We start from the raw sequence: 23,759 nt of genomic DNA on the forward strand, positions 1-23,759 counted from the left end.
GGCCGTGCCTACTTGCGGATCAGCGAGCGCAGCACGTACTGGAGGATGCCGCCGTTGCGGTAGTAGTCCGCCTCGCCGGGGGTGTCGATGCGGACGACCGCGTCGAACTCCACACCGGTGTCGGTGGTGACCTTCACGGTGCCCGGGATGGTGCCCTCGTTGAGCGCGGTCACGCCGGAGACGGAGAAGGTCTCCTCGCCGGTGAGGCCCAGGGACTCCGCCGAGGCGCCCTCCGGGAACTGGAGCGGCAGCACGCCCATGCCGATGAGGTTCGAGCGGTGGATGCGCTCGTACGACTCGGCGATGACGGCCCTGACGCCGAGCAGCGCGGTGCCCTTCGCCGCCCAGTCGCGGGAGGAGCCGGAGCCGTACTCCTTGCCGGCCAGCACGACCAGCGGGATGCCCTGCTCGATGTAGTTGCGCGAGGCGTCGTAGATGAAGGAGACCGGCGCTCCCCCTTCTTCGCCGGCCCGCGTGAAGTCGCGGGTGTAGCCGCCCTCGGTGCCCGGCGCGATCTGGTTGCGCAGGCGGATGTTGGCGAAGGTGCCGCGGATCATGACCTCGTGGTTGCCGCGGCGGGAGCCGTAGCTGTTGAAGTCGCGGCGCTGGATGCCGTGCTCGGTGAGGTACTGGCCGGCCGGGGTGTCGGCCTTGATGGCGCCGGCCGGGGAGATGTGGTCGGTGGTGACCGAGTCGCCCAGCTTGGCGAGCACGCGGGCGCCGGAGATGTCCTCGACCGGGGCCGGCTCCATGCCCATGCCCTCGAAGTACGGGGGCTTGCGGACGTAGGTGGACTCGCTGTCCCACTCGAAGGTGTCGCCGGTCGGGATGGGCAGCGCCTGCCACTGGGCGTCGCCCGCGAAGACGTCGGCGTAGCTGCTGCCGAACATCTCCTGGCCGATCGCGGAGGCGACGACCTCCTCGACCTCCTGCTCGGAGGGCCAGATGTCCTTGAGGAAGACCGGGTGGCCGTCCTGGTCGGTGCCGAGCGCCTCGGTGGTGATGTCCACCTTCATGGAGCCGGCGATGGCATACGCGACGACCAGCGGCGGGGAGGCCAGGTAGTTCATCTTGACGTCGGGGTTGATCCGGCCCTCGAAGTTGCGGTTGCCGGAGAGCACCGAGACGACGGCGAGGTCGTGCTCGTTGACCGCCCGGGAGACCTCCTCCGGCAGCGGGCCGGAGTTGCCGATGCAGGTGGTGCAGCCGTAGCCGACGAGGTTGAAGCCCATCTTGTCGAGGTACGGGGTGAGTCCGGCCCGGTCGTAGTAGTCCATGACGACCTTGGACCCGGGGGCCAGGGTGGTCTTGACCCACGGCTTGCGGGTGAGCCCCTTCTCCACGGCCTTCTTGGCGACGAGAGCGGCGCCGACCATGACGTACGGGTTCGAGGTATTGGTGCAGGAGGTGATCGCGGCGACGGTGACGGCGCCGTGGTCGAGCTCGTACTCCGTGCCGTCGGGGGCCGTGACCTTGACCTTCTTGCTCGGGATCGAGCTGGAGACCGCCGGGGAGTCGGAGGCCGGGAAGGACTCCTTGCCGGCCTCGTCCAGGTCGCCGTTGACGGCGACGTAGTTCCGCACGTCCTGGGCGAACTGGTTCTTGGCGTCGGCCAGGATGATGCGGTCCTGCGGGCGCTTCGGGCCGGCGATGGAGGGGACGACCGTGGAGAGGTCGAGCTCCAGCTTCTCGGAGAAGTCCGGCTCGGCGGCCGGGTCGAGCCAGAGGCCCTGCTCCTTGGCGTACGCCTCGACGAGCGCGAGCTGCTGCTCGGAACGGCCGGTGAGCTTGAGGTAGGTGATGGTCTCACCGTCGATCGGGAAGATCGCCGCGGTGGAGCCGAACTCCGGCGACATGTTGCCGATCGTGGCGCGGTTGGCCAGCGGCACCGCGGAGACGCCCTCGCCGTAGAACTCGACGAACTTGCCGACGACGCCGTGCTTGCGCAGCATCTCGGTGATGGTGAGCACCAGGTCGGTGGCGGTGGTGCCGGCCGGCATCTCGCCGGTCAGCTTGAAGCCGACGACCCGCGGGATGAGCATCGACACCGGCTGGCCGAGCATCGCGGCCTCGGCCTCGATGCCGCCGACGCCCCAGCCGAGCACACCGAGGCCGTTGACCATGGTGGTGTGCGAGTCGGTGCCGACGAGGGTGTCGGGGTACGCCTGGCCGTTCCGCACCATGACGGTGCGGGCCAGGTGCTCGATGTTCACCTGGTGGACGATGCCGGTGCCGGGGGGTACGACCTTGAACTCGTCGAAGGCCGTCTGGCCCCAGCGCAGGAACTGGTAGCGCTCGCGGTTGCGGCCGTACTCCAGCTCCACGTTCTGCGTGAAGGCCTCCGGGGTGCCGAACTTGTCGGCGATCACGGAGTGGTCGATGACCAGTTCGGCCGGGGCGAGCGGGTTGATCTTGGCGGGGTCCCCGCCGAGCTCCTTCACGGCCTCGCGCATGGTGGCCAGGTCCACGACACAGGGCACACCGGTGAAGTCCTGCATGATCACGCGGGCCGGCGTGAACTGGATCTCCTGGCTGGGCTGGGCGGCCGCGTCCCAGCCGCCGATCGCGCGGATGTGGTCGGCGGTGATGTTCGCGCCGTCCTCCGTGCGGAGCAGGTTCTCCAGCAGCACCTTCAGGCTGTAGGGGAGGCGCGCGGAGCCCTCGACCTTGTCCAGCCGGAAGATCTCGTACGACTCGTCACCCACGCGCAGCGTGCTGCGGGCGTCGAAGCTGTTCGCCGACACGACAGTCTCCTTCATGAATGTGCGTCTGTTACCGCCATGCTGCCGCCCCGACTCACAGTCCCTCCGCTGAGGTAAGGCTTACTTGCGTGTGAGCCCGTGTCCCCGGCGGCCGCGGTGTGCCCGCTCGGCAGATATCTCGATGTCGAGATAACTCTAGTACACGGATCACGCGGCGGGCATCCCGGCTGCCGTGCGGTTGCTGTTCACTCCGCCGTCCGGCTGCCGTCCGGCTGCCCGTCCGGCTGCCGTTCCGCCGCCCCTCCCGTCGCCTTCCCTCGCCGTCCGGAGCGGCTGCTCCGGCGGGGCCGGGTACCCGCCGGAGCCGGACCGAACCCCTGAGCGGGCCGGGTGCGGCGGGACCGGTGACGCCGCTCCGGGCGGGCCGTACGGGCCGGCGTGGTCGGCGTGGCAGGCGGGGCGGACGGGGCGGACGGGGCGTGCGGAGCAGGCAGTGCCCTCAGGTCCGGAGGCCGGGGACCGCTCTGCCGGGCGGGGCCTCCTCCGCCCCGCCGGGGCCGTGCCCCAGGTCCGCGAAGGAGTACGGCGGCCAGGGCCCCAGGAAGCGGATGCGGACCGCCGGCTGCTCGTCCTGGATCTCCGCGAGCACCCGGCCCACCGTCTCGATCCCGTCCTGCCGCACCAGCAGGGACACCGACAGCACATCCGTCTCGCCGGGGTCGCGGACCGCGCGGCGGCGGTCCTGGAGGTCCTCCGAGACGGCCGCCAGCCGGCGCCGGGCGTCCGCGTACAGCGTGTCGGCCAATTGTTCGGACGCCTCGCGGCGTGCCATCTCCAGCCGCTTGGCCAGCAGCCTGCGCACGCCGGGCGAGCTCTCCGCCATGTCCGCCATCAGGGACCGGGCCCGCTCGTTGCTCACGGCGGCGGCCTCCCGGTCGAGGGTGATCTCCACCTGCAGTTCGGCGTGGCCCGCCAACTCGTCCAGCCTGGCCGTGAGTTCGTCGCGGCGCTCGGCCAGCCAGCTCAGCAGCCGCTGCTCCGCGCTCCGTCCCTCCTCCGGCCGCACCAGCACGTTGAACGTCATGGGCAGGACGGCCCCGGTGAGCTGCCAGGCCGCGTCGACGGCCCGGTCGTGCTCGACGATCCAGCGGCGCACGTCCTCGTCGGGGCCCTGGTAGGGCGCCGGAGCCGTGGCGTGCACGAGGGCCACCGGGCCGCCGGGCCCGTCGCCCACCAGCCGGAGGGGCCGGCCGTCGATGCCGGTGACGGTGTCCGGCAGGGCCTCGCCCGGATCGGGCAGCAGCGCGTAGACGTACAGGGCCCGGGGCGGCTCGCCCGGCTCCGGCCCGCTGTGGCCGGTCGTGGCGCCGGGGTGGGTGCCGGTGGGGGTGTCGCTCATCGCGCCCCTCCCGTCCCGGTCCCGGTTCCGGTCCCGGTTCCGGTTCCGGTCCCGCTCCCGCCCCCCGGTCCGGCCTCCTCGGCCCAGCGCGCCGGGTTGACCAGCTTGTCCACCACGTCGTCCACGACCTCGTCGAGGCCGCGGTGCAGATCGGCGACGGAGACGGTGATCCCGTGCTCGTCCTTGATCTCCTTCATGGCCTCGTCCAGTTCGAGCAGCGCCTCGCCGAGCCGCTCGGTCTCCTCGGGGGTGAGGTCGCCGCCCTCCATCCGCCGCAGGGCCTGCCGCTCCAGCGCCTCCTGGATCACCTCGACCAGGGTGACGACCAGGGTCAGCACACCGTGCTTGAGGCTTTTCTCGTCAACGGTGAGGGCCACCGTCATCCCTCCTTCGCTCCGGGGACTCCCCGTCCTCCTGACCCGTGCCGCCCGCCGCCATGCGGTGGAGGGGGCCGGTCCAGTCGGGGAGTGCGTCGGCCGCCAGGACCACCTCGCCGCCGGGGGTGTCCAGCACCAGCGTGTACGGGCTGCCGGCCGGGTTGTCCCGCTCCTCCAGCCGGACGCCGAGCAGATCGCCGGGGGCCAGCACCAGCGCGGGGCGGGCGTCGACGGGCGACTTCCAGGAGAGCCCGCCCGCGTCGAGACGGCCGCGGCCGCCGCGCCACATCGCGCCGCCGCGGCGGGGCTCGTGGTACCACAAATGGCCCTCGTGCCCGTCCTTCCCCGCCGGACCGGCCGTCCCGCCACCGCCCCCGTCGGCCGCGGCCAGGGCCTTGGCGCCGGGCGTCTGCTCCAGCAACTCCCGGTGCAGGCGCTCCGGCTCGGCGGCCGAGAGCAGCGCCTCCCCGCCGTCGCGCAGCCGGAGGCGCAGCCGGGTGCGGTCCTCGCCGCCGACGGCCCGCTCGGTCTCCAGGGCGGCGGACTCCAGTTCGGCCAGCTCGGCCTCCCAGAGGACCTCGCGCGGCTCACGGCGGAGCACGACCAGGCGACGGTCCGTCAGATGGACGCTGCCCGGCCGCCATCCCGAGTAGACCTCGCCCGTCAGCCGGTGACCGCCGAACATCCGGGTGATCAGCCGCTCCCCGTCCCGCAGTTCGAGGCCCCGGCTGCCGGAGCGCTCCGCCCAGGCGCGGGTGGCCTCGTCCCACTGCCGGAGCATCCCGTACTCCAGCATCGTCTCCATACCGGCGATCGCGGCCCGGACGTTGACGCCGATCAGCGGGATGTCGGCGACGGCGATGATCAGGTCCAGATGGAGGACGGCTCCCTTGTTGAGCACGACTTCCAGCAGATCGTCCAGGGTCACCCGGGGGTCGCGGGTCGGCTGGAGCGAGGGGACGGCCGGTACGGCGGGAGCGGCGGGAGCGCGGTCAGGCATCGTCCGGCTGCCGCTCGTCCCGCCGTTCGGGCTGCCGCTCGGACCGCGGCCCGCCCTGCCGTTCGGGCTGCCGCCTGCTCTGCCGTTCGCTTCGCCGGCCGTCCGGCGTCCGCCCGCTCTCCACCGCGGCGGGCGCCCCGGCCTCCGCGGCCTCACCGCCGCCGGAGCCGTCGCCGTCCACCGCGGCCTCCGCGGCGGACGCCCGGGACAGCGCCTTGGCGCTGCGCCAGCCGCACCACGGGCACCACTCGTCGAGGAGTTCCCGGGTGGGAACCCTCTTGTGGCATTCCGGGCAGCTCTCCTTGTCCTCCTTGACCTCGCGCCAGGCGGCGGTCTCCACGTCAGTGCCGGAGGGGAACTCCAGCCCGTAGCGGGCGGCGGTCTCGAAGGACGCCAGGGCGGCGCGCAGCCTGATGCCCAGCAGTTCGACACCGGCGACCGACACCATGATGTCCGCGTTGAGGACGAGCCCCTTGTCCAGCAGGGTCTCGACGACATGGGCGAGGCTGCCCTCGCCGCCGCGCTGCGGTTCCAGCGCGCGGGCACCGCCGCCGTACCGCCCGGTGCCGACCGCGGTCGCCGGCGCGCGCGGGGCCGGCGCCGGGGCCCCCGACGGGCCCCGGACGTCACGTATCGGATCGGGTTCTCTCATGCCCCTCGCCTTACCTGAGCGCACGCTGTCAACCCTCCCGGAAGCCGGGCACCGTGCGGTCCGCGCCGGGGCGGCGCCCCGGCGGCCCCGGGCATTCCGCCCTTTCCGGGACGGACGGCCCGGGTCCGGCGGCCGTGCGGCGGCCGTGCGGCCGGCCGGGTGAGAACGCCGGAAAAACGGGCACTCCGGACTCCACCCGGCCGACGGCCCCGGTCGCCCCGAAGCGCGGAAATCTCATATCTGAGATAACGTGAACCCCATGGGAGACGACTACCTCGTACGCATCGGACGCCTCATCAGGGACGCCCGGCAGCACCGCGGCTGGACACAGTCGCATCTCGCGGAAGCCCTGGGCACCAGCCAGAGCGCCGTCAACCGCATCGAACGCGGCAACCAGAACATCAGCCTTGAGATGATCGCCCGCATCGGCGAGGCCCTGGACAGCGAGATCGTCTCGCTCGGCTACGCCGGGCCGATGCATCTGCGCGTGGTCGGCGGCCGCCGCCTCTCGGGCGGCATCGACGTCAGGACGAGCAAGAACGCCTGCGTCGCCCTCCTCTGCGCCACCCTCCTCAACTCGGGCCGCACCATCCTGCGCCGGGTGGCCCGGATCGAAGAGGTCTACCGGATCCTGGAGGTGCTGGGCAGCGTCGGCGTCCGCACCCGCTGGATCAACGACGGCGCCGACCTGGAGATCGTCCCGCCGGACCGGCTGGAGCTGGACTCCATGGACATGGAGGCGGCGCGGCGCACCCGCAGCGTCATCATGTTCCTCGGCCCGCTGCTCCACCGCGAGGACCGGTTCCGCATCCCGTACGCCGGCGGCTGCGACCTGGGAACCCGCACCGTGCAGCCGCACATGACGGCGCTGCGCCGCTTCGGCCTGGAGATCACGGCGACCGACGGCATCTACCACGCCGAGGTCGACCGCAGCATCCGCCCCGACCGCCCGATCGTGCTGACCGAGCGCGGGGACACCGTCACGGAGAACGCCCTGCTGGCCGCCGCCCGGCACGACGGCGTCACCGTCATCCGCAACGCCAGCTCCAACTACATGGTCCAGGACCTGTGCTTCTTCCTGGAGCAGCTGGGCGTGACGGTCGAGGGCGTCGGCACCACCACCCTCACCGTGCACGGCGTCCCGCACATCGACCGGGACGTGGACTACTCGCCCTCCGAGGACCCGGTGGAGGCGATGAGCCTGCTCGCCGCCGCCCTCGTCACCGAGTCCGAACTGACCATCCGGCGGGTGCCGGTGGAGTTCCTGGAGATCGAGCTGGCGGTCCTGGAGGAGATGGGCCTGGACCACGAGCGCAGCCCCGAGTACCCGGCCGACAACGGCCGCACCCGGCTGATCGACCTCACCGTGCGCCCGTCGAAGCTGAAGGCCCCGATCGACAAGATCCACCCGATGCCGTTCCCCGGCCTCAACATCGACAACGTTCCGTTCTTCGCGGCCATCGCCGCCACCGCGCAGGGCTCGACGCTGATCCACGACTGGGTCTACGACAACCGCGCGATCTACCTCACCGACCTCAACCGGCTCGGCGCCGACGTCAAACTCCTCGACCCGCACCGGGTGCTCGTCGAGGGCCCGACGCGCTGGCGGGCCGCGGAGATGATGTGCCCGCCGGCCCTGCGCCCGGCGGTGGTGATCCTGCTGGCGATGATGGCGGCCGAGGGCACCTCGGTCCTGCGCAACGTCTACGTCATCAACCGCGGCTACGAGGAACTGGCGGAACGCCTGAACTCGGTGGGCGCCCAGATCGAGATCTTCCGCGACATCTGAAGGACTCCGGAAAAGACGCCGCCACACCACTGCCCGACCTGCATACACGCCAGGCGGGAGGGGATGTGGCGGTGCCTTCAGGGCCTTTCCGAGGCCCTCGGCCGGGGCCGGAGGTTCGCCGGCTCGCCCATCATGGCCCGCACGACTGCACGGCCTTCGCAATGGAGTCATGTCCTCCAGCCCGCAGCACACCGCACCCGCGCCGATGCAGCTCTCCGGCGCGGACGCCGAGGACCTCGCGCTGTACCGGGAGAAATTCCGGCGGCGCCTGCCGGAGTCACTGCCACCACGCTCCGCACCGGACTCGAAGCCCGCGGCTGGACGGTGCACGCTCTGGAAACCGCCCCGCTGTCCGCCCGCTTCACCGTGACCGACCCGGCCACCGGACAGGACTGTGAAGTCGACATCCTCAAGGAGATCTTCTGGCGGCCGGTCGCCCAGACCCCGTACGGGCCCGTCCTCGCAGAGGAGGACGTGATCGGGACCAAGGTCCGCGCCCTGGCCGACCGCGGAGCGCCCCGCGATCTGATCGACGTGTTCGCGGCCTCCCGCCGCTTTGGCAATACAGAGCTGGAGGAGTTCGGCCGCCATCACCGCACTCCGCGCTTGGGCCGTGGAGTGGGCCGACGATCTCGCAACCCGCCTCCTCGAAGATGATCCGGACATCGACTGATCACACCGCACACAGCATGGGCGTCACCCCCTACCGGTGAGAAGAACGGACGGGGTCAACGGCCCAGTCCCGCTTCAGGGCACCGGGCCGGGCTGCGGGCGCGGCAGGGACGGTTCTTGCGGCGCTCCCGGCAAGGGGGCTTTTCACCGGAGGGACGCCTGGGGTCCGCGTCTCCGTCCGTGCTCGCGCCCTCGTCCGCTCAGTCGTCGTCGCAGACGAGTTCGCCCTCCCAGGCTTCCCTGCCCTCCATGACGGCGAAGGCGGCGATGACGAATCCGGCGACCGGGTCGATCCAGGTCCAGCCGAAGGCGGCGAAGGCGAGCAGTCCGGTGAAGGTGGAGACGCTGAGCCAGGCGCACAGTCTGGTCTCGGCGGCGTCCGCGACGACCAGGCGGGAGCGCATCTCCAGCCCGGCTCTGCGCTTGACCCGGGCGAGCCACGGCATGACGACGATCGACAGGCCGGTGAGGGCGATGCCCACCGGAGAGGTGTCGGGCTTCTCGTCGGCCACCAGATCGCGGATGCCCTCGACGGTGACGTACGCGGCGAGGGCGAAGAAGGTGAGGGCGATGAACTTCAGGGCCTTGCGTTCCTTGGCCTCGTCCGGTTCGCCGCCCTTGATCTCCGCCAGCAGCCGCACCAGGACCACGGTGGCCGCGGCCACCTCGATGCCGGAGTCGATGCCGAAGCCGATCAGGGAGATCGCTCCGGCGACCGCCCCGGCGGAGACGGCGACGACGCCCTCGACGACGTTGTAGCCGATGTTGACTTCTCCCCCTGGTAAACGAGGGGGATTCCTAGCTCACTTCGCCTGACCGTCAGCGACGGGCAGGGCTTACAAGATCAGCACTAGCCGGGTTGAGACCAGCCCGGACGAGCATCACGCGGGCGGAGTTCTTGTCCCTGGGCGAGACGGTTCCGCACGCGGTGCACGTATACTCGGAGAGGGGGATGCGGTGCTTGGCTCTCGCCCCGCAGTGCGCGCAGTCCATCGTGGTGTGCGCGGGGTTGACCAGGTGCACGGCGCGGCCGTGCTTGCGGGCCATCTCGACCAGTGCGGTCTTGGTGGCGCCGATGGCGGCGTCGGCCGCCTTGCGGGCCATGGTGGACTTGGCGAGGAACTTCGGTCGGAAGTCCTCCACCGCCAGGACGTCGAAGTCACGGACGACGGATTTGGCCCACTTGCGGCCGGTGTCGGTCCGCTGCCGTGTGATCTTCTTCGACACCTTCGCCGCCGCCCGGCGCGCCTTCTTGTAGCCCTTGGTGTCAGGCCGGTTCTTCGGAGTGCGGCGCCGGGCCATCATCCGCTGATAGTGCGCGAGCTTCTGGGCGGCCGTCTTGCCGTGCTGGGCGTGCGGCAGGTCGTGGGCGTCGGAGGTCGTGGTCGCGGTCTCCTTCACGCCCCAGTCGATGCCGATGACCGCGCCGGTCTCCGGCAGCGGCTCGGTCACCGTGGCCACGACGAAGCCGGCGTACCAGTGTCCGAGACTGTCCCGGTACACGCGCACCGAGGACGGCGGCTTGGGCAGCTCTCGCGACCACACCACCGTCAGCACGATCCCGCCGGCCAGGTGCAGCCGCCCGTCCCGGATCCGGAAACCACGGGTCGTGTAGTTCAGCGACGGCGCGGCCTCGCGCTTCCGCTTGATGCGGGGCATCCCTGCCCGCTGCCGCATCGGCAGCTTCGCCTTGATGTCCTTGAGGGCCTTGGCGCGGGACTTGGCGAAGTCCCGGATGATCTGCTGCTGCGGAACCGAGGCACCTTCGCGCAGCCAGGTCATCGACTGGCGGGCATCGGTCAGCATCTTGTCGAGCTGCGCCGGACCACACGTCGCGTTCTCGCCAGTCGCTTTGTTGTGCTTGTGGACCTTGCGCGCCATCGCCACGCACTCGTTCCACACCCAGCGGCAGCGCGCCCACTCGTCTTCGAGCTGGGCGAGCACGCCGGACGACACACGGAGCCGGAAGGTGTACCGGGCATGACCGGCCCCCTGCGCGGCTGTCGGTGTCGTCATCATGATCCGCAACCCAACACCTCCCACTGCCAACGGAAGAGAGCGCAAGTCAGAACAGATGCGCGGCGAACTCCGGCGCTCCGCGCCTCCGCGCCAAGGACCCATTCCTCCCCGCCCTAAAGGCGGGTCCTCCTGGGAGATGTCTGGTGAACTTCGCGTAGCGCACCGCGCGATGAGCGGCCGGGCCGGTCACATCCGGCGTGGTGCCGGTGGAGGACACGCCGCTCACCGGGCGGAGTCCTGGGCGGGCCGGGTGCCGTAGGCGGGGCACAGGTCGACGGCCTCGCCGGTCGCCGCCAGCAACTGCTCGGCGGCGGCCAGCAGGTCCAGCAGTTCGGGGCGCGCGAGCGAGTACCACGAGGCCCGGCCGACGGGGCGGGAGGTGACCAGGCCGCAGTCACGCAGGCAGGCCAGGTGTGCGGAGACGGTGGACTGCGCCAGCCCCACACAGGCGACCAGGTCGGTGGTACGGGCTTCGCCCTCGGCCAGCCGGCGCAGGATCGCCAGCCGGGCCGGGTCGCCCAGGGAACGGAACAGGGCCACGGCCGCCGACCGCGACCCGCAGGAGGTGGTGGCCGCCGGAGCGGACCCTTCGCCATTCATCGTCATGGAGCGATGATATCGCTGCCCACCGCTCCCGTTTCCAGCACGGCTGAGAGCCCGCCCCGGAACCGCTCAGCGCTCGGACGCGAACCGGACGAACCGCCCCCAGCCCTCGCGGCCGACCGTGAAGGCCGGGCGGCCCGTATCCTTGGAGTCCCTGACGTGGACAGCCTGTTCGGCTATCGCAACCTCCACGCAGTCGTCGCCCTGAGTGCCGCTGTGACTGGACTTGAACCAGGCGAGTTCCGTCGCACCGCTGCTCATCGCTCTCCTCGAATCCGCTCCAGCAGGTCCCGGGATTCCTTCGGGTTCAGGGCCTGCGAGCGCAGTGTTTCACAGCGTCGGCAGAGCAGACTCATCTCTTTCGGGTCAGAGATCAGCCGGCCGTTCTGCTGTCCTTCGGAGTAGCCGAGTCGCCGCCCCTCCGGGGTCTCCAAGATGCGCACCGGCCCGTCCAGGCACCCGTGGAACTCCAGCTCCAGCGGCACGACTTGGAGCGTCACGTTGCGCGGCGCGGAGAGCTCCAGCACGTGATCCAGCATGCTCGCCTGCACCCGCGCGCCACCCAGCCGGCGCCGGAACACCGACTCCTCCACGATGAAGCTGAACGGCACGGTCGGCCGCTCCCGCATCATCGCCTGCCGCTCCATCCGCGAGGTGAGCTGAGCTTCCGTCTGTTCATCCGTCAGCAGCGGGATGCTGTTGTCGAACACCGCCCGCGCGTACGCCTCCGACTGCAACAGCCCCGGCACCAGCCGGTTCTCGTACGTGCACAGGCTCACCGCCTCCCGTTCCAGCCGCGCCCACCGCCGGAACCACGCGGCGAGACCCGCCTCGCCCCGGGTGAGATGGCGGGCGGCCCTCCGCAGCGCACCGGTGGCGCCAAGGGCTTCGTCGGCGCGCTCCACGAACGCCAGGTCCGGCATCCGGCGCCCCAACTCCACCGATTCGACGGTGTGTTTGGAGTACCGCACCTGGATCCCCAGATCCGCGCGGCTGAGCCCGGCGTGCTCCCGCAGCGCCTGGACGAACGCACCGAACGTGCGCATGCTGTCCGACGGGTGCCCCTCCCGCTCCCGGTCCCCGGCCGGATCCGGCCACCCGTCGGCACCTCCGGCCCGTCCCCGCCGCGCCGCGGCTTCCTCGGTGGGGGCCGGCCGCATACCGACACCCCCGACCCCTTGTCCGGCCGCGCCCCCGGCCGCCTCCCCTTCGACGATGCCCATCCGCCGACCCTTTCTCCGTGCCGGACCGCGACGACTCCCCACGGCCCCCGTACATGTGCACCGCTCAGCGTGAGGGGCCGGCGAGCGCGCTGTCCACCGTCCGTGTCCGTACACTCACGCCGCGTACGAGGGCGCCCGCCCACCCTCGCCCTTCCGGCCGACCGTCAGCCGGTGCTCCATCCGCGCGGGGCACCCTTCGGACAGCTTGTGGCCGAATCACAGCGCACGGCGGTCGCTCGCGGCTGACGGTACTTATCGCGGCCGTAACCGACCGCTACGGTTTGGCCATGGGAGTTTCCGGATCAAGCGTGACCGAAGATGAGAACAGCGGGCCGTCCGAGGCGGTCAAGGCCACCGCGCGCCAGTTACTGGTGAAACTGGGGGCCGCAGGGCTGTCCCCGGAGGCCGTCGCCCAGGAGGGCGGTTTCGCCGTCGCCGAGGTGGAGGCCGTCTTCCCGCATCGCGACGATCTCCTCACCGCACTCGTCATCGACGCCTACAACAACTCGGCCGCCGCGATGGAGCGGGCCGACCAGGCCGCCCGGGAGGCCGGGGCCCCGGCGGGCGCGCGGCTCCTGGCGGTGACGCGGGCGCTGCGGGAGTGGTCCTTCGCCAACACCGGCGAGTTCACGCTGATCTACGGCTCCCCCGTGCCGGACTACCACGCCCCGCAGGACACCGTGCCGCCCGCCGCGCGCACCCCCGCCGTACTGGCCGGGATCGTACGCTCGGCGCTGGAGGCCGGTGAACTCACCCCGCCCCGGCGGGAGGTGCCCGGGCCGCCGCTGCTCCTGCCGGAGGCCGTGCAGGTCTTCGGCGGCACGCCACCGGCTCCGTTCTCGGACGTCATCGAGCGCGGCATCGTGCTGTGGAGCAGCCTGATCGGGCTCCTGGTGTTCCAGGTCTTCAGCCGCACCCACGACAGCGTGCGGGACGAGTCCGCGTTCTTCGACTACGCCGTCGCCGTGGCCGCCGAGGGCATCGGGCTCACGGTGCCCGCGGGCGAGACCGCCGAGTAGTCCGTCCGACCAGTCCGGCCGCGCGCCGCGCGGCACCAACCGGGGGATCAGGCCAGTCAGTGAACAGCATCAGAATCCTCTGCTTCGTCATCGCGGCGGTCTCGTCCTACGCCGCGCTCGCCTACCGGCTGTTCCAGGTGAGGCGCAGCTGGCGGGACACCACCTACCGCACGCTGATGGTCACGCTGCTCCTCCAGTGCCTCACCTTCACGATGGGTGCCGTCGCCATGGGGAGCGACAGCTTCCTGGGCGTCGGCAACCTCGCGATCCTGGTGATGCACGTGTCGGCGGTGGCCTTCTGCGTCAGCGCGCAGATCATCCTGCTGCGCTGGGCGACCGACGGTGAGGAGGCGGCGTGGAAGACCCGCACCTGGCTGGTGGCCGGTATCGCCCTGAACGCGCTGCTGATCGCGCTGTTCTTCGTCGCCGACGGGCCCGGCCGGCCGGCGTCGGACTTCAACACCGGCAGCGGGCAGCCGCTGGTGCTCACCTATCTGCTGTTCTTCATCGTCTCCCAGGCGATTCCGTGCGTGACGATCTTCCGCCAGTGCGGCCGTTACGCGCGGATGACGGACAACGACTCGCTGCGGCAGGCCCTGCGGATGCTCCGCGTCGCCGCGGTGGTCCTCTTCCTCTACTGCTCCGCGCGGACGGTCAACATCCTCACCGCCGCGGCCGGGGTGGACATCGGCGTCTGGCAGCTCGCCTCCAACATCTTCAGCGCGGCGGGCATCCTCGTCCTCTCCCTCAGCCTGACCATCCCGTCCTGGGGCGGGTCGGTCGCCAAGCTGGTGGAGTGGGCGCGCAGTTACCGGTCGTACCGGGTGCTGTATCCGCTGTGGCGGGATCTGTACGAGTCCTCCCCGGACATCGTTCTGGAGCCGTCCGGGGCCGCCTCCGTCTCCGATCTCAACTACCGCCTCCACCGGCGGGTGGTGGAGATACGCGACGGCTGGCGGGACCTGCGCCCCTATATCGACCGGGCCTCGAACGGCGCGGGCGGGGCGGGTCCGGGGGCGAGCGAGGAGTCCCGGCAGGCGTTCGCCGAAGCGGCGCAGATCCGGCAGGCGCTGCAGGCCAAGCGCACCGGCACCATCCCGGATGACAACAAGGACGCCGGCGGCGATTTCGAGGACCGCGACACGGACAACCTCACCGCCGAGATCGTCTGGCTCACCAAGGTCGCGTCCGCCTACCGCAGGCTCGGCAAGACGGGCTGAGTGGCTGGGTACGGGCCGGGGAGGGCGGGTTGAGGGGGCCGCCCGGTCTGCCCCCTGCAGACCGGGCGGGCCTCCCCGTTCCCCCGTGTTTCCCGTGGACCGGGCGGATACGACCCGCCCGGCCCGGCCCGGTTCGATCCCCCGTACCGGGCCGGGCCGACGCGGCCGGCACCCAACTCGCTTCCCCCGTAAGCGAATTAGCTGCCAGCTATCGGCCGGGGTCCACGTTGGCGCAATGCTGTCAGATTGTCAACTGACCGCTAATCTGGAAAACTGACGGTTAGCTGAGAGCAAGACCGAGGAGGTGGCGGGAGGGAGATTGGGAATGTCCGAGACCGACGAGCGGCCCGTACTGGCAGTGCGTCTGGACCAGCTCTTCAAGACGGTTCGCCCCAAGGGCAGGCACTGGACGAACGCCGAGGTGGCGGACGAGCTGAAGCGGGCCAACCCCGAACTCCGCGTCGGAGGCGTGTACCTCTCGCAGTTGCGGACGGGCAAGCGCTCCAATCCCTCCCCGGACCTGCTGGCCGCCCTGGCACGCTTCTTCGGCGTGTCGGTGGCCTACTTCTTCGACGACGAGGTCGCCGAGTCGGTACTCAGCGAGGTCGCCGCCATCGAGGCGCTGCGGCAGGCGGGGGTCCGCTCCGTGGCGATGCGGGCCGCCGGGATGAAGAAGGAGAACCTCCAGGCCATCACGGCCATCATGGACCAGTACCGGCAGCTGCAGGGCCTCCCGCCCGTCGCCGATCCCGATCCCGACCCCGCCGGCCCCTCGGAGCAGAAGTGAGAGGCGGCGGCCGGTGATGAGCGGCAGAAAGGCGCAGCCGGCCGGCCAGGACCGCCGCAGCCGGCTCAAGCGGCTCCGCAAGGAGGGCGCGCGGCGGCTGGCCGAGCTGGACCTGCCGAAGGTGGCCGACGTGGCCGAGCTCTGCCGCTACCTCGGCGAGATCCGCGAGCGTCCCATCACGGTGGTCCCGATGCAGATGCCCGCGTCGCACCCGTGCGGCATGTGGGTCGCCGCGCGCGACGAGGACCTCATCTTCTACGACGCCAACACCACCAGCGCGCATCGGGAGCACATCATCTTGCACGAGCTGGGCCACATCATCTGCTGCCATCGCGGGGCGGGTTGGCTGGACGAGGCGAGCGCCCGCCTCCTCTTCCCCAACCTCGACCCCGACCTCGTGCGCGACATGCTCCTGCGCGCGACCTACGACGACGTGCAGGAACAGGAGGCGGAGATCATCGCCTACCTGCTCTCCCAGCGGGTGGGCAGCACCAAGGGACGGCGCGGCGCGCCCCGGGCCCGGGCGGGGGCGTCCGGGGAGGGCGGGGGGTCCGGGGAGGACGCCACGCTCGACCGGATCGAACGCACGCTGATCTGAGATGATCTGAGATGCGCCCCTTGTCCCGCCCGTCCCCCTTATCCCCCGGCGGCCGCCACCTCCTCGGCCAGGACCGACACGGCCCGTCCGATGTCCTCCTCCCGGTGTTCGCTGGTGACGAAGAAGCGCAGCCGCGCGAGCCCCTCCTCCACCGCGGGGTGGAAGATCGGGTCGGCGATGACACCCCGGTCGAACAGCCGGTCCGCGACGCGCAGGGTCCGCGCCGAGTCGCCGAGGAGGCACGGCACGATCGGCGTGTGGGCGCTGGAGCCCGTCGCCAGGCCGGCCGAGGAGGCCAGGCCGAGGAACAGCTCCGCGTTCCGCCGCAGGGCGCGCACCCGGTGGGGTTCGGCGGTGATCAGCTCGGTGGCGGCCAGGGCCGCGGCCGCGTTGGCCGGGGTCAGGCCGACGCTGTAGACGAAGCCGGGCAGCGTGTGGCGCAGCCACCGCACCATCCGGGCCGAGCCGCCGAGATAGCCGCCGCAGCTCGCGAAGGCCTTCGAGAGGGTGCCCATCCACAGATCCACGTCGGACCGGTCGGCTCCGAAGAACTCCCCCACACCGCGGCCGCGTTCGCCCACCGTGCCGATGCTGTGCGCCTCGTCGACCATCAGCAGGGCGCCGTAGCGCTTCTTCAGCCCGATCACGGCGGGCAGGTCGGCCAGGTCGCCGTCCATGCTGTAGGCGCCCTCGACGACGATCAGGACCCGCCGGAACCGGGAGCGGTTGAGCCGCAGCAGGTGCTCCAGCCGGCCGGTGTCGTTGTGGGGGAACGGGCGCCGCGCCGCCCCGGACAGCGCGCAGCCCTGCAGGATGCTGTCGTGGGCCAGCTCGTCGTGGAGCACGAGGTCCCTCGGGCCGAGGAGGTGCCCGATCGCGGTGACGTTGGTGGCGTGGCCGCTCACCAGCGCCAGGCAGTCGTCCACGCCGAGGAAGTCCGCCAGCGCCCGCTCCAGGCGTACGGTCAGGTCCCGTTCGCCGGAGAGCACCCGGCTCGCGGAGACCGAGGTCCCGAACCGCTCCACCGCTTGCCGCGCGGCCTCCGTGACCGCCGGGTGGCCGGAGAGGCCCAGGTAGTTGTAGCTGCCGAAGGACAGGTACTCCCGGTCGCCGATGACGGTCCTGTCGCGGATGTTGCCCTCGTGCACGCGGAAGTACGGGAAGTCCGCGCCGCTGCCCTTGATCGTGCTCAGCCGCGTCTCGAACTCCCGTACCTCCGGGAAGTCGTCGACGCGGGCGGTGCCCGCCTCCCAGTCCGCCGGTGTCTCACCGGGCAGCAGTCCCCCGGGCGCGGGCGGCCGCGTGACCTGCGGGGCGACGAGCGCGATCAGCCGCGCGATGGTGAGGTCCGGCGAGAAGATCTCGTCGGTGCGGAAACCGGGTATCCGCTTGCCGATGTTGACCTCCAGCTCCTGCAGCATCAGCGAGTCGAAGCCGAGGTCGGTCACCAGCACCGTCCGCTCGCTCAGGTCGGAGACGGGGAAGACGCTGGTGCGCGACACCTCCTCGAAGACGAGGGACGCCGCGGCGGACGCGGCGCCGGGGTACGCCGTGACGGGCGCCGGCCCGGACGGGGCCGGCGGGGCGGGGCGGCCCTCCCCCACTGCCTTGACGGCGTGGGAGGTGCCCCCATCCACTGCCTTGACGGCGTGGGAGGTGCCCCCATCCACTGCCTTGACGGCGTGGGAGGTGCCCCCATCCACTGCCCCGACGGCGTGGGAGGTGCCCCCGTCCGCTGCCCCGACGGCGTGGGAGGTGCCCCCGTCCGACGGCTCGGCAGCGGCGTGCGAGGCTCCGACGTCCCCCGGCGCCCCGGCGGCGTGCGACGGGTCCCCGTCCTCGCGGGCCGACTCGTCCACCACCCAGTGGTGGCGCGGGGCGAGCGGGCTCGGTGGCAGGGTGTACGGGGGTATGCGCTCCCGCGCCGGGCGGAGGTCCGCACCGGCGGTCACGCGCTCCGCGAGCCGTGCCAGCACCGCCCAGCGCGCTTCGGCGGACACCGAGCCCGGCGCCGGCACCGCGACCTCGGGCAGCTCGTCGCCGGCCGGCCGCGCCGTACCGGCCACCAGTCCCGGGCCGAGGTTTCCGGTCCGCCCCGCCGCCACCGCCCCGGCCGCCTCGGTCAGCTTGGCGGCGGCGTCGGCGGCGTCCTCCGCCACCAGGGCCAGCCGCTCCGCGAAGAGGGTCCGGCGGGCCAGGGTGTCCGCCACTCCGGCCGGCGGCGGCCGGTCGTCGTCGATGATCTGCGCCAACTCCTTTGCGTGCCGGGCCAGTCCGGCGCGGTCGCGGGCGCTGAGCACCAGCAGGTGCGGGCCCTCGCCGGGTGCCGTGCCGTCCGGTGCCGTGCCGTCCGGTGCGGGGCGGGCCGCTGCCGCGCCGCACTCCTCCACCACCAGATGGACCCCGGTGCCGCCGAAGCCGAAGGCGCTCACCCCCGCCCGGCGCGGCTGCCCGGACCCCGGCCACGGGGACGGTTCCGCCGGGACGGTCAGCCGCGCGGCGTCGAGCCCGGAGCGGTCCGCCAGGCCGAAGTCCGGCTGCGGCGGTATCACCCCCCGGTGCACGGCCAGGACGGCCTTGACGAGCCCGGCGATGCCGGCGGCGTTGAGCGCGTGCCCGACCACCGCCTTCACCGCGCCGAGGTAGGCGGGCGCGCCCCCTTCCCCGCGCAGCTCGCGCAGGACGCCGACCTCGACGGGATCGCCGACCGTGGTCCCGGTGCCGTGCGCCTCCAGATAGCCCACCGCGTCCGGGGCCAGGTCCGCGTCGCGGTAGGCCCGGCGCAGCGCACGGAGCTGGCCGGCCGCCTCGGGGTGCAGACCGCCCTGCACGGTCCCGTCGTTCGCCGTGCCGACGCCGCGGATCACCGCGTAGACCCGGTCGCCGGCCGCCAGCGCGTCCGACAGGGGGCGCAGCGCCAGGACCCCGGCGCCCTCCCCGAGGACGAAGCCGTCGGCCTCCGCGCCGAAGGGCAGGCATCTGCCGGTGCGCGAGATGGCGCCGATCCGGCACAGCCCCACCAGCAGGTCGGGGGTGACGTGCAGCTGGGCGCCGCCCGCGAGGGCGATACGGCACCGGCCGGCGCGCAGGGCGTACACGGCGTTGGCCACGGCCATGAGCCCGCCGGAGCACGCCGAGTCCAGGGCGTAGCTCTCGCCGTGCAGATCGAGGACCGAACTGATCGTGTTCGGGCCCATGTTGAGCAGCAGCCCGGCCACGGAGGTGCCGTGCAGGCCGCTGACGCCGCGAACCGTGTCGGCCCAGCCCGGGCCGGCCGCCCGCGCCCCGAACTCGCCGCCGGCGAGCTGGCGCATCCGGATCTGCAGGGTGCTGAGCCCGCGGTAGCCGCTCTCGGTGAGCGCCGTGATCACCGAGGTCTCCTCGCGGTCGAAGCCCTCGGCCTCCCAGCCCGCGTCCTGGACGGCCTCCCGGGCGAGGTCGATGAGCAGCCGGTGCTGGGGGTCCATCGCCCGGGCCCGCCGCGGCGGGATGCCGTAGTGCACCGCGTCGAAGTGGCCGATGTCCGGCAGCAGCGCCATGGTGCCGGTGTACGCCGAGCAGGTGTCGCGGAAGTCGTCGCGGAGGAAGGCGGCGGCGCGCCACCGGGAGTCCGGGACGGTGGAGAACTGCGCCCGCGGGTCCATGAGGAGCCGCCAGTACTGGTTGACGTTCCGCGCCCCGGGGAACCGGCAGGCCATGCCCACGATCGCGATGTCGTCGCGCCGTGCTCCGGGTAAGCCCACGGGGGGTTCCTTCGCCGTCGCGGCCGTCACCGGGAGGCCGCCAGGCGCTCGCGCCACCAGTCCACCGTCGCCCCGACCTGTTCGTCGAGGGGGGTGGCCCGCACCGTGAACGCGGCTTCGTAGGCGCTCGCGTCGATGATGAACGGGCGGTCGAACTGGTAGCGGATCTCCTTCAGTTCGCGCAGCATCGGGGAGAAGAGCGACGCGATGCCCAGCACGGCCGGCGGCAGGCCGCGCACGGCGACCGGCTCCGTCCCGGCCCGGGCGGCGAGGCGGTCGGTCATCTCCCGTACGGACCGCGGGGGCGCCGTCGGAACGTGCCAGGCGCGGCCCCAGGCCCGTTCCTCGCCCGCGACCTCGGCGAGCGCCCGCGCCACGTCGGGGACGTAGCTCCAGCTGTGCGGGGCGTCCGGGTCGCCGAGCGTGGAGACCGGCTTGCCGCGCAGCAGCCGGGGCATGACGCGCCCGGCGAGGTGCCCGCCGTCGGTCACGCCCGGGCCGAAGAAGTCCGAGGCGCGCACCTCCACGGCCCGGATGCGGCCCTCTTCGTGCAGGCGCCGGGTCCGCTCCCACACGGTGGCGCGGACGCGCCCCTTGGGGCCGGTCGCCGCGAGCGGCAGATCCTCGGTGAGGGGGCCGTCCACGGGGCCGTAGCCGTAGAGGTTGCCGAGCATGACCAGGACGGCCCCGGTCGCCTCGGCCGCCGTGTGGAGGGAGGAGGCCAGCGGCGGCCAGTCGCTCGCCCAGCGCGGGTAGGGCGGTGCGGCGCAGCTGTAGATCGCGGTCGCTCCCCGGGCGGCCTCGGTCAGCCGCCCGCTGTCCGTCGCGTCCAGTGCGACGTGTTCGATACCGGGCTCCGGACTTCGGCCCGACTTGCTGATGACTCGTACGGAATGCCCCTGATCGGCCAGCAGCCGTGCGGTGGCTGCCCCGGCGGGCCCGAAACCTAAGACGACAGAAAGGCTCACGCGCGCACATTAGCGCGTGTGTGCGGTTGCTGTGGCAGGGGTGCCGGGGGTGTCGGCGGGTGCCTGCCGGCCTGTGCCGCCGGGGTGGTCTCCGCCGATGGGGCACGGGGCGGGGAGCCGCTCGGCGCCGTCCCGTCACCGCTGGTGGCAGGGGGTTTGCCGGCCGGACGGACGGGCACCCCGTCACCCGGCGGGCCCGCGCGCACGCCCCGGCGGCACGGCCCCGCGCGTGGCAGGGCGGCGCCGCCACCGGGCGCGGCGGGCGAGCGGGCGACCCGGCCGGACGTAAACCGGGACCGCCCGGGACCGCCCGGGACCACCGCCGGTACCGCCCGGCGGACCGCGGGCGTGTGACCGTCCGGCACCGCATCGTCGCCGCAGAGGAACCGGAGGGCCGGGCGTGATGCCAGCGCGATCCCGCACCAGGGGGGCGGACACCCCGATCGGGGACTACGGGCTGCTCTCCGACCGGCACAGCGCGGCCCTCGTCGCCCGCACGGGCGCGGTCGACTGGCTCTGCTTCCCCCGCTTCGACAGCCCCGCCGTCTTCGCCGCCCTCCTGGACGAACGCGCGGGGAGCTGGACGATCCGGCCGGCGGGCGACACCCGCGTCACCCGCCGGTACGTGGCGGACAGCATGGTCCTGCGGACCGAGTTCACCACGCCCACCGGCACGGTCGTGCTCACCGACGCCCTGGCCACCGGCCCCGGCGAGGACCCGCACCGGCTCGGGGAACGCGCCCCGCACCTGCTGATCCGCTCGGTGCACTGCTCCCGCGGCTCCGCCGAGCTGACCGTGGACTTCCGGCCGCGCCCGGAGTACGGCCTGGTCGTCCCGCTGCTCTCGGAGTGCGAGGGCGGGTTCCGGGCCCGCGGCGGCCCCGCCGACTTCGCCCTGACCAGCCCGGTTCCCCTCACCCGGGCCGCCGGCGCGGCCCACGGCACCGTACGGGTACGGGCCGGGCGGACGCTCCGCTTCGCCCTGCAGTGGGCCCCGTCCGGCGGCCCGGACCCGCGGGTGTGGAGCCAGGACGACCTCGCCCGGCAGCTGGAGGACACCGTCACGGCCTGGCAGCGGTGGTCACGGATGCACCAGACCTACTCCGGCCCCTGGAAGGAGCAGGTGCACCACTCCGGCCGGATCCTCCAAGCCCTCTCGTACCAGCCCACGGGGGCGATCGTGGCCGCGGCGACCACCTCGCTGCCCGAGGAGCCCGGCGGGGTGCGGAACTGGGACTACCGCTACGCCTGGGTGCGGGACGCCGCGTTCACCATGGACGCCCTGTGGGTGGCCGCCTGCCCGGACGAGGCGGACGAGTTCTTCGCCTTCATGGCGGGCGCCGCGGCCACCGGCTGGACCCGCTCCCACCTGCAGATCATGTACGGCATCGGCGGCGAGCACGACCTGAGCGAACGCGAGCTGCCCCATCTGGCCGGCTGGCGCCGCAGCCGCCCCGTGCGCGTCGGCAACGGCGCCTGGAACCAGCCCCAGTTGGACGTCTACGGCGAACTCCTCGACACCGCGGCCCGCTTCGAGGACCAGCTCGATTCCGGTCCGGCGCTGCGCTCCTTCCTGACCGGCCTGGCCGACACCGCCGCCGAGGCGTGGCGCCACCCGGACCACGGCATCTGGGAGATCCGCGGCGAGGCGCGGCACTTCCTGTACTCCAAGCTCATGTGCTGGGTGGCGCTCGACCGCGCCGTGCGGCTCGCGCCGCGGCTGCGCGCCACCGGGCACGCGGAGGCATGGCGCCGGACCCGCGAGGAGATCCGCGCCGCGATCCTCGACCAGGGCTGGAACCCGGCGGTCGGCGCCTACACGCAGTCCTTCGGCGGCGACGCCCTGGACGCCTCCGCCCTCATGCTGCCCCTCACCGGCTTCCTGCCCGCCGACGACCCGCGCTTCCTGGCCACCCTCGACGCCGTCGCCGCCCGCCTCACGGACGGCCGGGGCCTCGTACGGCGCTACGCCACGGCCGCCGGCGTCACCGGCACCGACGGGCTGGCCGGGCAGGAGGGCAGCTTCCTGCTGTGCACCTTCTGGCTCGCCCAGGCCCAGGCGGTGGCCGGACGCACGGCCGAGGCCCGCGCCACCTTCGAACGGGCCGCAGCGCACGCCAACGACCTCGGCCTCCTCGCCGAGCAGGCCGCCCCGGACACCGGCCGGCCGCTGGGCAACTTCCCCCAGGCGTTCAGCCACATCGGCCTGGTCAACGCCGCGTGGACCATCGCCCAGGCGGAGGAGCGGCACGGGGAAAGGCCCGGCGGGGGGCCTGCCGGCTGACGGCCCGCACCCGGTTGCCCGGGAGGCGTGAGCGGACCGCGTCGGAATCCGGGTGCCGCGGCGAGGAGCGGGGCGTCCACGCCGTCCTGCGGTGATGTGACGGCCGCGAGCCCGTGGGGATCGGGCACCCGCTCAGGCGTGGACGCGGGCGCGGCGCCGTTCCCGTTCGCGCTCCCGTTCGCGTTCACGCTCCCGCTCGCGGACGAGGGATTCCTCCAGGCGGCGGAGGCGGGTGAGCTGGCGGTGGCTGCCCCAGGCGCCGACGGCGGTGACGCACACCAGGACGGCGAGCAGGAACAGGCCAGCTCCGACGGCGCCCTTGACGATGACGGCGAGGGCCGTCGCGATGCCCACGGCCAGCGCGGGCAGGGCGATCCAGGCGTGGCGCATCCGGTGGCGGCGGTGGACCAGCAGCCGGTACATGGCCACCCGCTCCCGCCGGCGCCGGGGGATCTCGCCGTGGCGGAGCCTCCGGTCGAGGTCCGCCGCGTCGGCCTCGCTCAGCCCGGCGGCCCTGCTGTCCCGGCGCCGGTCGAACGCCAGAACGGCCGTGCCCACGGCCGCGAACACCGCGGCGCGCGCGAAGGAGCCGGACCAGGACTCCCGGCCGGTGAACGCGAGCGCGGGCCACGCCACCAGCAGGATGAGGAGCGCCTGGGCCCCGAGGTGTCGTTCGAGTCTCTGCGTCAGCTTCCGCATGCTTC

19 protein-coding genes and 1 pseudogene are annotated in these 23,759 nt (G+C 72.7%); 7 read left to right on the plus strand and 13 right to left on the minus strand.

What is annotated here, in order from left to right:
- Positions 1-8: 8 nt before the first annotated feature.
- The 5 genes from acnA to SXIN_RS32720 all read right to left on the minus strand — a co-directional run bounded on the left by acnA (position 9) and on the right by SXIN_RS32720 (position 6,130).
- Positions 9-2,759 carry an aconitate hydratase AcnA gene (acnA, locus tag SXIN_RS06390; protein WP_192883556.1) on the minus strand — a complete coding sequence of 917 codons (2,751 nt, stop codon included), beginning with the start codon at positions 2,757-2,759 and terminating at the stop codon, positions 9-11.
- Positions 2,760-3,201: 442 nt separating this feature from the next.
- Entirely contained in the window at positions 3,202-4,101 is a 900-nt protein-coding gene (locus SXIN_RS06395) for a GvpL/GvpF family gas vesicle protein (protein WP_019711067.1), read from the minus strand.
- Positions 4,098-4,478 (minus strand): gas vesicle protein K, encoded by a 381-nt coding sequence (locus tag SXIN_RS06400; protein WP_019711068.1) that lies wholly within the window; start codon positions 4,476-4,478, stop codon positions 4,098-4,100. Before SXIN_RS06400 ends, SXIN_RS06395 begins: the two co-directional genes overlap by 4 nt.
- The gene (locus SXIN_RS06405) at positions 4,462-5,478 is read right to left on the minus strand and encodes a gas vesicle protein (RefSeq protein ID WP_095756722.1); all 1,017 of its coding nucleotides are present in this window, start codon (positions 5,476-5,478) and stop codon (positions 4,462-4,464) included. The genes SXIN_RS06400 and SXIN_RS06405 overlap by 17 nt, the downstream gene beginning before the upstream one ends.
- Positions 5,471-6,130, minus strand: a complete 660-nt coding sequence (locus tag SXIN_RS32720) for a gas vesicle protein (protein ID WP_095756723.1) — start codon at positions 6,128-6,130, stop codon at positions 5,471-5,473. The genes SXIN_RS06405 and SXIN_RS32720 overlap by 8 nt, the downstream gene beginning before the upstream one ends.
- A 259-nt stretch (positions 6,131-6,389) precedes the next feature.
- On the opposite strand from SXIN_RS32720, the gene SXIN_RS06415 reads away from it, so the two are divergent.
- Both SXIN_RS06415 and SXIN_RS32015 read left to right on the plus strand, forming a co-directional pair.
- The gene (locus SXIN_RS06415; protein ID WP_019711070.1) at positions 6,390-7,919 is read left to right on the plus strand and encodes a helix-turn-helix domain-containing protein; all 1,530 of its coding nucleotides are present in this window, start codon (positions 6,390-6,392) and stop codon (positions 7,917-7,919) included.
- Between the two features lie 264 nt (positions 7,920-8,183).
- Positions 8,184-8,592: pseudogene (locus SXIN_RS32015) on the plus strand (nucleotidyl transferase AbiEii/AbiGii toxin family protein); the annotation flags it as partial.
- A gap of 199 nt (positions 8,593-8,791) precedes the next feature.
- Here the strand turns inward: SXIN_RS32015 and SXIN_RS06425 are convergent.
- The 5 genes from SXIN_RS06425 to SXIN_RS06445 form a co-directional block, all read right to left on the minus strand.
- Positions 8,792-9,256 (minus strand): cation efflux transmembrane domain-containing protein, encoded by a 465-nt coding sequence (locus SXIN_RS06425; RefSeq protein WP_019711071.1) that lies wholly within the window; start codon positions 9,254-9,256, stop codon positions 8,792-8,794.
- Positions 9,257-9,410: 154 nt separating this feature from the next.
- Complete coding sequence (locus tag SXIN_RS06430) at positions 9,411-10,607, minus strand: RNA-guided endonuclease InsQ/TnpB family protein (RefSeq protein WP_039823543.1); 1,197 nt, start codon at positions 10,605-10,607, stop codon at positions 9,411-9,413.
- 225 nt (positions 10,608-10,832) lie between these two features.
- Positions 10,833-11,216, minus strand: a complete 384-nt coding sequence (locus tag SXIN_RS06435) for an ArsR/SmtB family transcription factor (RefSeq protein ID WP_019711074.1) — start codon at positions 11,214-11,216, stop codon at positions 10,833-10,835.
- Positions 11,217-11,282: 66 nt separating this feature from the next.
- Positions 11,283-11,474, minus strand: coding sequence for a DUF397 domain-containing protein (locus SXIN_RS06440; RefSeq protein WP_019711075.1), 192 nt, complete (start codon positions 11,472-11,474; stop codon positions 11,283-11,285).
- On the minus strand, positions 11,471-12,436 hold the full coding sequence (locus tag SXIN_RS06445; RefSeq protein ID WP_019711076.1) for a helix-turn-helix domain-containing protein: 966 nt from the start codon (positions 12,434-12,436) through the stop codon (positions 11,471-11,473). The genes SXIN_RS06440 and SXIN_RS06445 overlap by 4 nt, the downstream gene beginning before the upstream one ends.
- 287 nt (positions 12,437-12,723) lie before the next feature.
- Here SXIN_RS06445 and SXIN_RS06450 point away from each other — a divergent pair, with 287 nt between their 5' ends.
- The 4 genes from SXIN_RS06450 to SXIN_RS06465 all read left to right on the plus strand — a co-directional run bounded on the left by SXIN_RS06450 (position 12,724) and on the right by SXIN_RS06465 (position 16,060).
- Positions 12,724-13,455 carry a TetR-like C-terminal domain-containing protein gene (locus tag SXIN_RS06450; protein WP_039823538.1) on the plus strand — a complete coding sequence of 244 codons (732 nt, stop codon included), beginning with the start codon at positions 12,724-12,726 and terminating at the stop codon, positions 13,453-13,455.
- Positions 13,456-13,514: 59 nt separating this feature from the next.
- Positions 13,515-14,675 (plus strand): MAB_1171c family putative transporter, encoded by a 1,161-nt coding sequence (locus tag SXIN_RS06455; RefSeq protein ID WP_019711078.1) that lies wholly within the window; start codon positions 13,515-13,517, stop codon positions 14,673-14,675.
- Positions 14,676-15,000: 325 nt separating this feature from the next.
- Positions 15,001-15,462 (plus strand): helix-turn-helix domain-containing protein, encoded by a 462-nt coding sequence (locus tag SXIN_RS06460; protein ID WP_019711079.1) that lies wholly within the window; start codon positions 15,001-15,003, stop codon positions 15,460-15,462.
- 16 nt (positions 15,463-15,478) lie between these two features.
- Positions 15,479-16,060, plus strand: coding sequence for a toxin (locus SXIN_RS06465; protein ID WP_019711080.1), 582 nt, complete (start codon positions 15,479-15,481; stop codon positions 16,058-16,060).
- A 38-nt stretch (positions 16,061-16,098) separates the two neighbouring features.
- Here SXIN_RS06465 and SXIN_RS06470 read toward each other — a convergent pair whose 3' ends face one another.
- Both SXIN_RS06470 and SXIN_RS06475 read right to left on the minus strand, forming a co-directional pair.
- Positions 16,099-19,803, minus strand: coding sequence for an aminotransferase class I/II-fold pyridoxal phosphate-dependent enzyme (locus tag SXIN_RS06470; RefSeq protein ID WP_272951799.1), 3,705 nt, complete (start codon positions 19,801-19,803; stop codon positions 16,099-16,101).
- Between the two features lie 26 nt (positions 19,804-19,829).
- Positions 19,830-20,771 (minus strand): NAD-dependent epimerase/dehydratase family protein, encoded by a 942-nt coding sequence (locus tag SXIN_RS06475; protein ID WP_019711083.1) that lies wholly within the window; start codon positions 20,769-20,771, stop codon positions 19,830-19,832.
- A 403-nt stretch (positions 20,772-21,174) separates the two neighbouring features.
- On the opposite strand from SXIN_RS06475, the gene SXIN_RS06480 reads away from it, so the two are divergent.
- Positions 21,175-23,055, plus strand: a complete 1,881-nt coding sequence (locus SXIN_RS06480) for a glycoside hydrolase family 15 protein (protein ID WP_019711084.1) — start codon at positions 21,175-21,177, stop codon at positions 23,053-23,055.
- A gap of 132 nt (positions 23,056-23,187) precedes the next feature.
- On the opposite strand, the gene SXIN_RS06485 is transcribed toward SXIN_RS06480, so the two are convergent.
- Positions 23,188-23,754, minus strand: coding sequence for a hypothetical protein (locus SXIN_RS06485; protein WP_019711085.1), 567 nt, complete (start codon positions 23,752-23,754; stop codon positions 23,188-23,190).
- Positions 23,755-23,759: the final 5 nt, after the last annotated feature.

This window comes from Streptomyces xinghaiensis S187 (assembly GCF_000220705.2).
Classification (GTDB): Bacteria; Actinomycetota; Actinomycetes; order Streptomycetales; family Streptomycetaceae; genus Streptomyces; species Streptomyces xinghaiensis.

What these genes read in the sequence shown, in the direction of transcription:
- SXIN_RS32720 (WP_095756723.1), bottom strand. Translation starts at nt 6,130, where the DNA reads ATGAGAGAACCCGATCCGATACGTGACGTCCGGGGCCCGTCGGGGGCC.
- SXIN_RS06415 (WP_019711070.1), top strand. Translation starts at nt 6,390, where the DNA reads ATGGGAGACGACTACCTCGTACGCATCGGACGCCTCATCAGGGACGCC.
- SXIN_RS06405 (WP_095756722.1), bottom strand. Translation starts at nt 5,478, where the DNA reads ATGCCTGACCGCGCTCCCGCCGCTCCCGCCGTACCGGCCGTCCCCTCG.
- SXIN_RS06440 (WP_019711075.1), bottom strand. Translation starts at nt 11,474, where the DNA reads ATGAGCAGCGGTGCGACGGAACTCGCCTGGTTCAAGTCCAGTCACAGC.
- SXIN_RS06460 (WP_019711079.1), top strand. Translation starts at nt 15,001, where the DNA reads ATGTCCGAGACCGACGAGCGGCCCGTACTGGCAGTGCGTCTGGACCAG.
- SXIN_RS06485 (WP_019711085.1), bottom strand. Translation starts at nt 23,754, where the DNA reads ATGCGGAAGCTGACGCAGAGACTCGAACGACACCTCGGGGCCCAGGCG.
- SXIN_RS06465 (WP_019711080.1), top strand. Translation starts at nt 15,479, where the DNA reads ATGAGCGGCAGAAAGGCGCAGCCGGCCGGCCAGGACCGCCGCAGCCGG.
- SXIN_RS06450 (WP_039823538.1), top strand. Translation starts at nt 12,724, where the DNA reads ATGGGAGTTTCCGGATCAAGCGTGACCGAAGATGAGAACAGCGGGCCG.
- SXIN_RS06445 (WP_019711076.1), bottom strand. Translation starts at nt 12,436, where the DNA reads ATGGGCATCGTCGAAGGGGAGGCGGCCGGGGGCGCGGCCGGACAAGGG.
- SXIN_RS06430 (WP_039823543.1), bottom strand. Translation starts at nt 10,607, where the DNA reads ATGACGACACCGACAGCCGCGCAGGGGGCCGGTCATGCCCGGTACACC.
- SXIN_RS06480 (WP_019711084.1), top strand. Translation starts at nt 21,175, where the DNA reads ATGCCAGCGCGATCCCGCACCAGGGGGGCGGACACCCCGATCGGGGAC.
- SXIN_RS06395 (WP_019711067.1), bottom strand. Translation starts at nt 4,101, where the DNA reads ATGAGCGACACCCCCACCGGCACCCACCCCGGCGCCACGACCGGCCAC.
- SXIN_RS06435 (WP_019711074.1), bottom strand. Translation starts at nt 11,216, where the DNA reads ATGACGATGAATGGCGAAGGGTCCGCTCCGGCGGCCACCACCTCCTGC.
- acnA (WP_192883556.1), bottom strand. Translation starts at nt 2,759, where the DNA reads ATGAAGGAGACTGTCGTGTCGGCGAACAGCTTCGACGCCCGCAGCACG.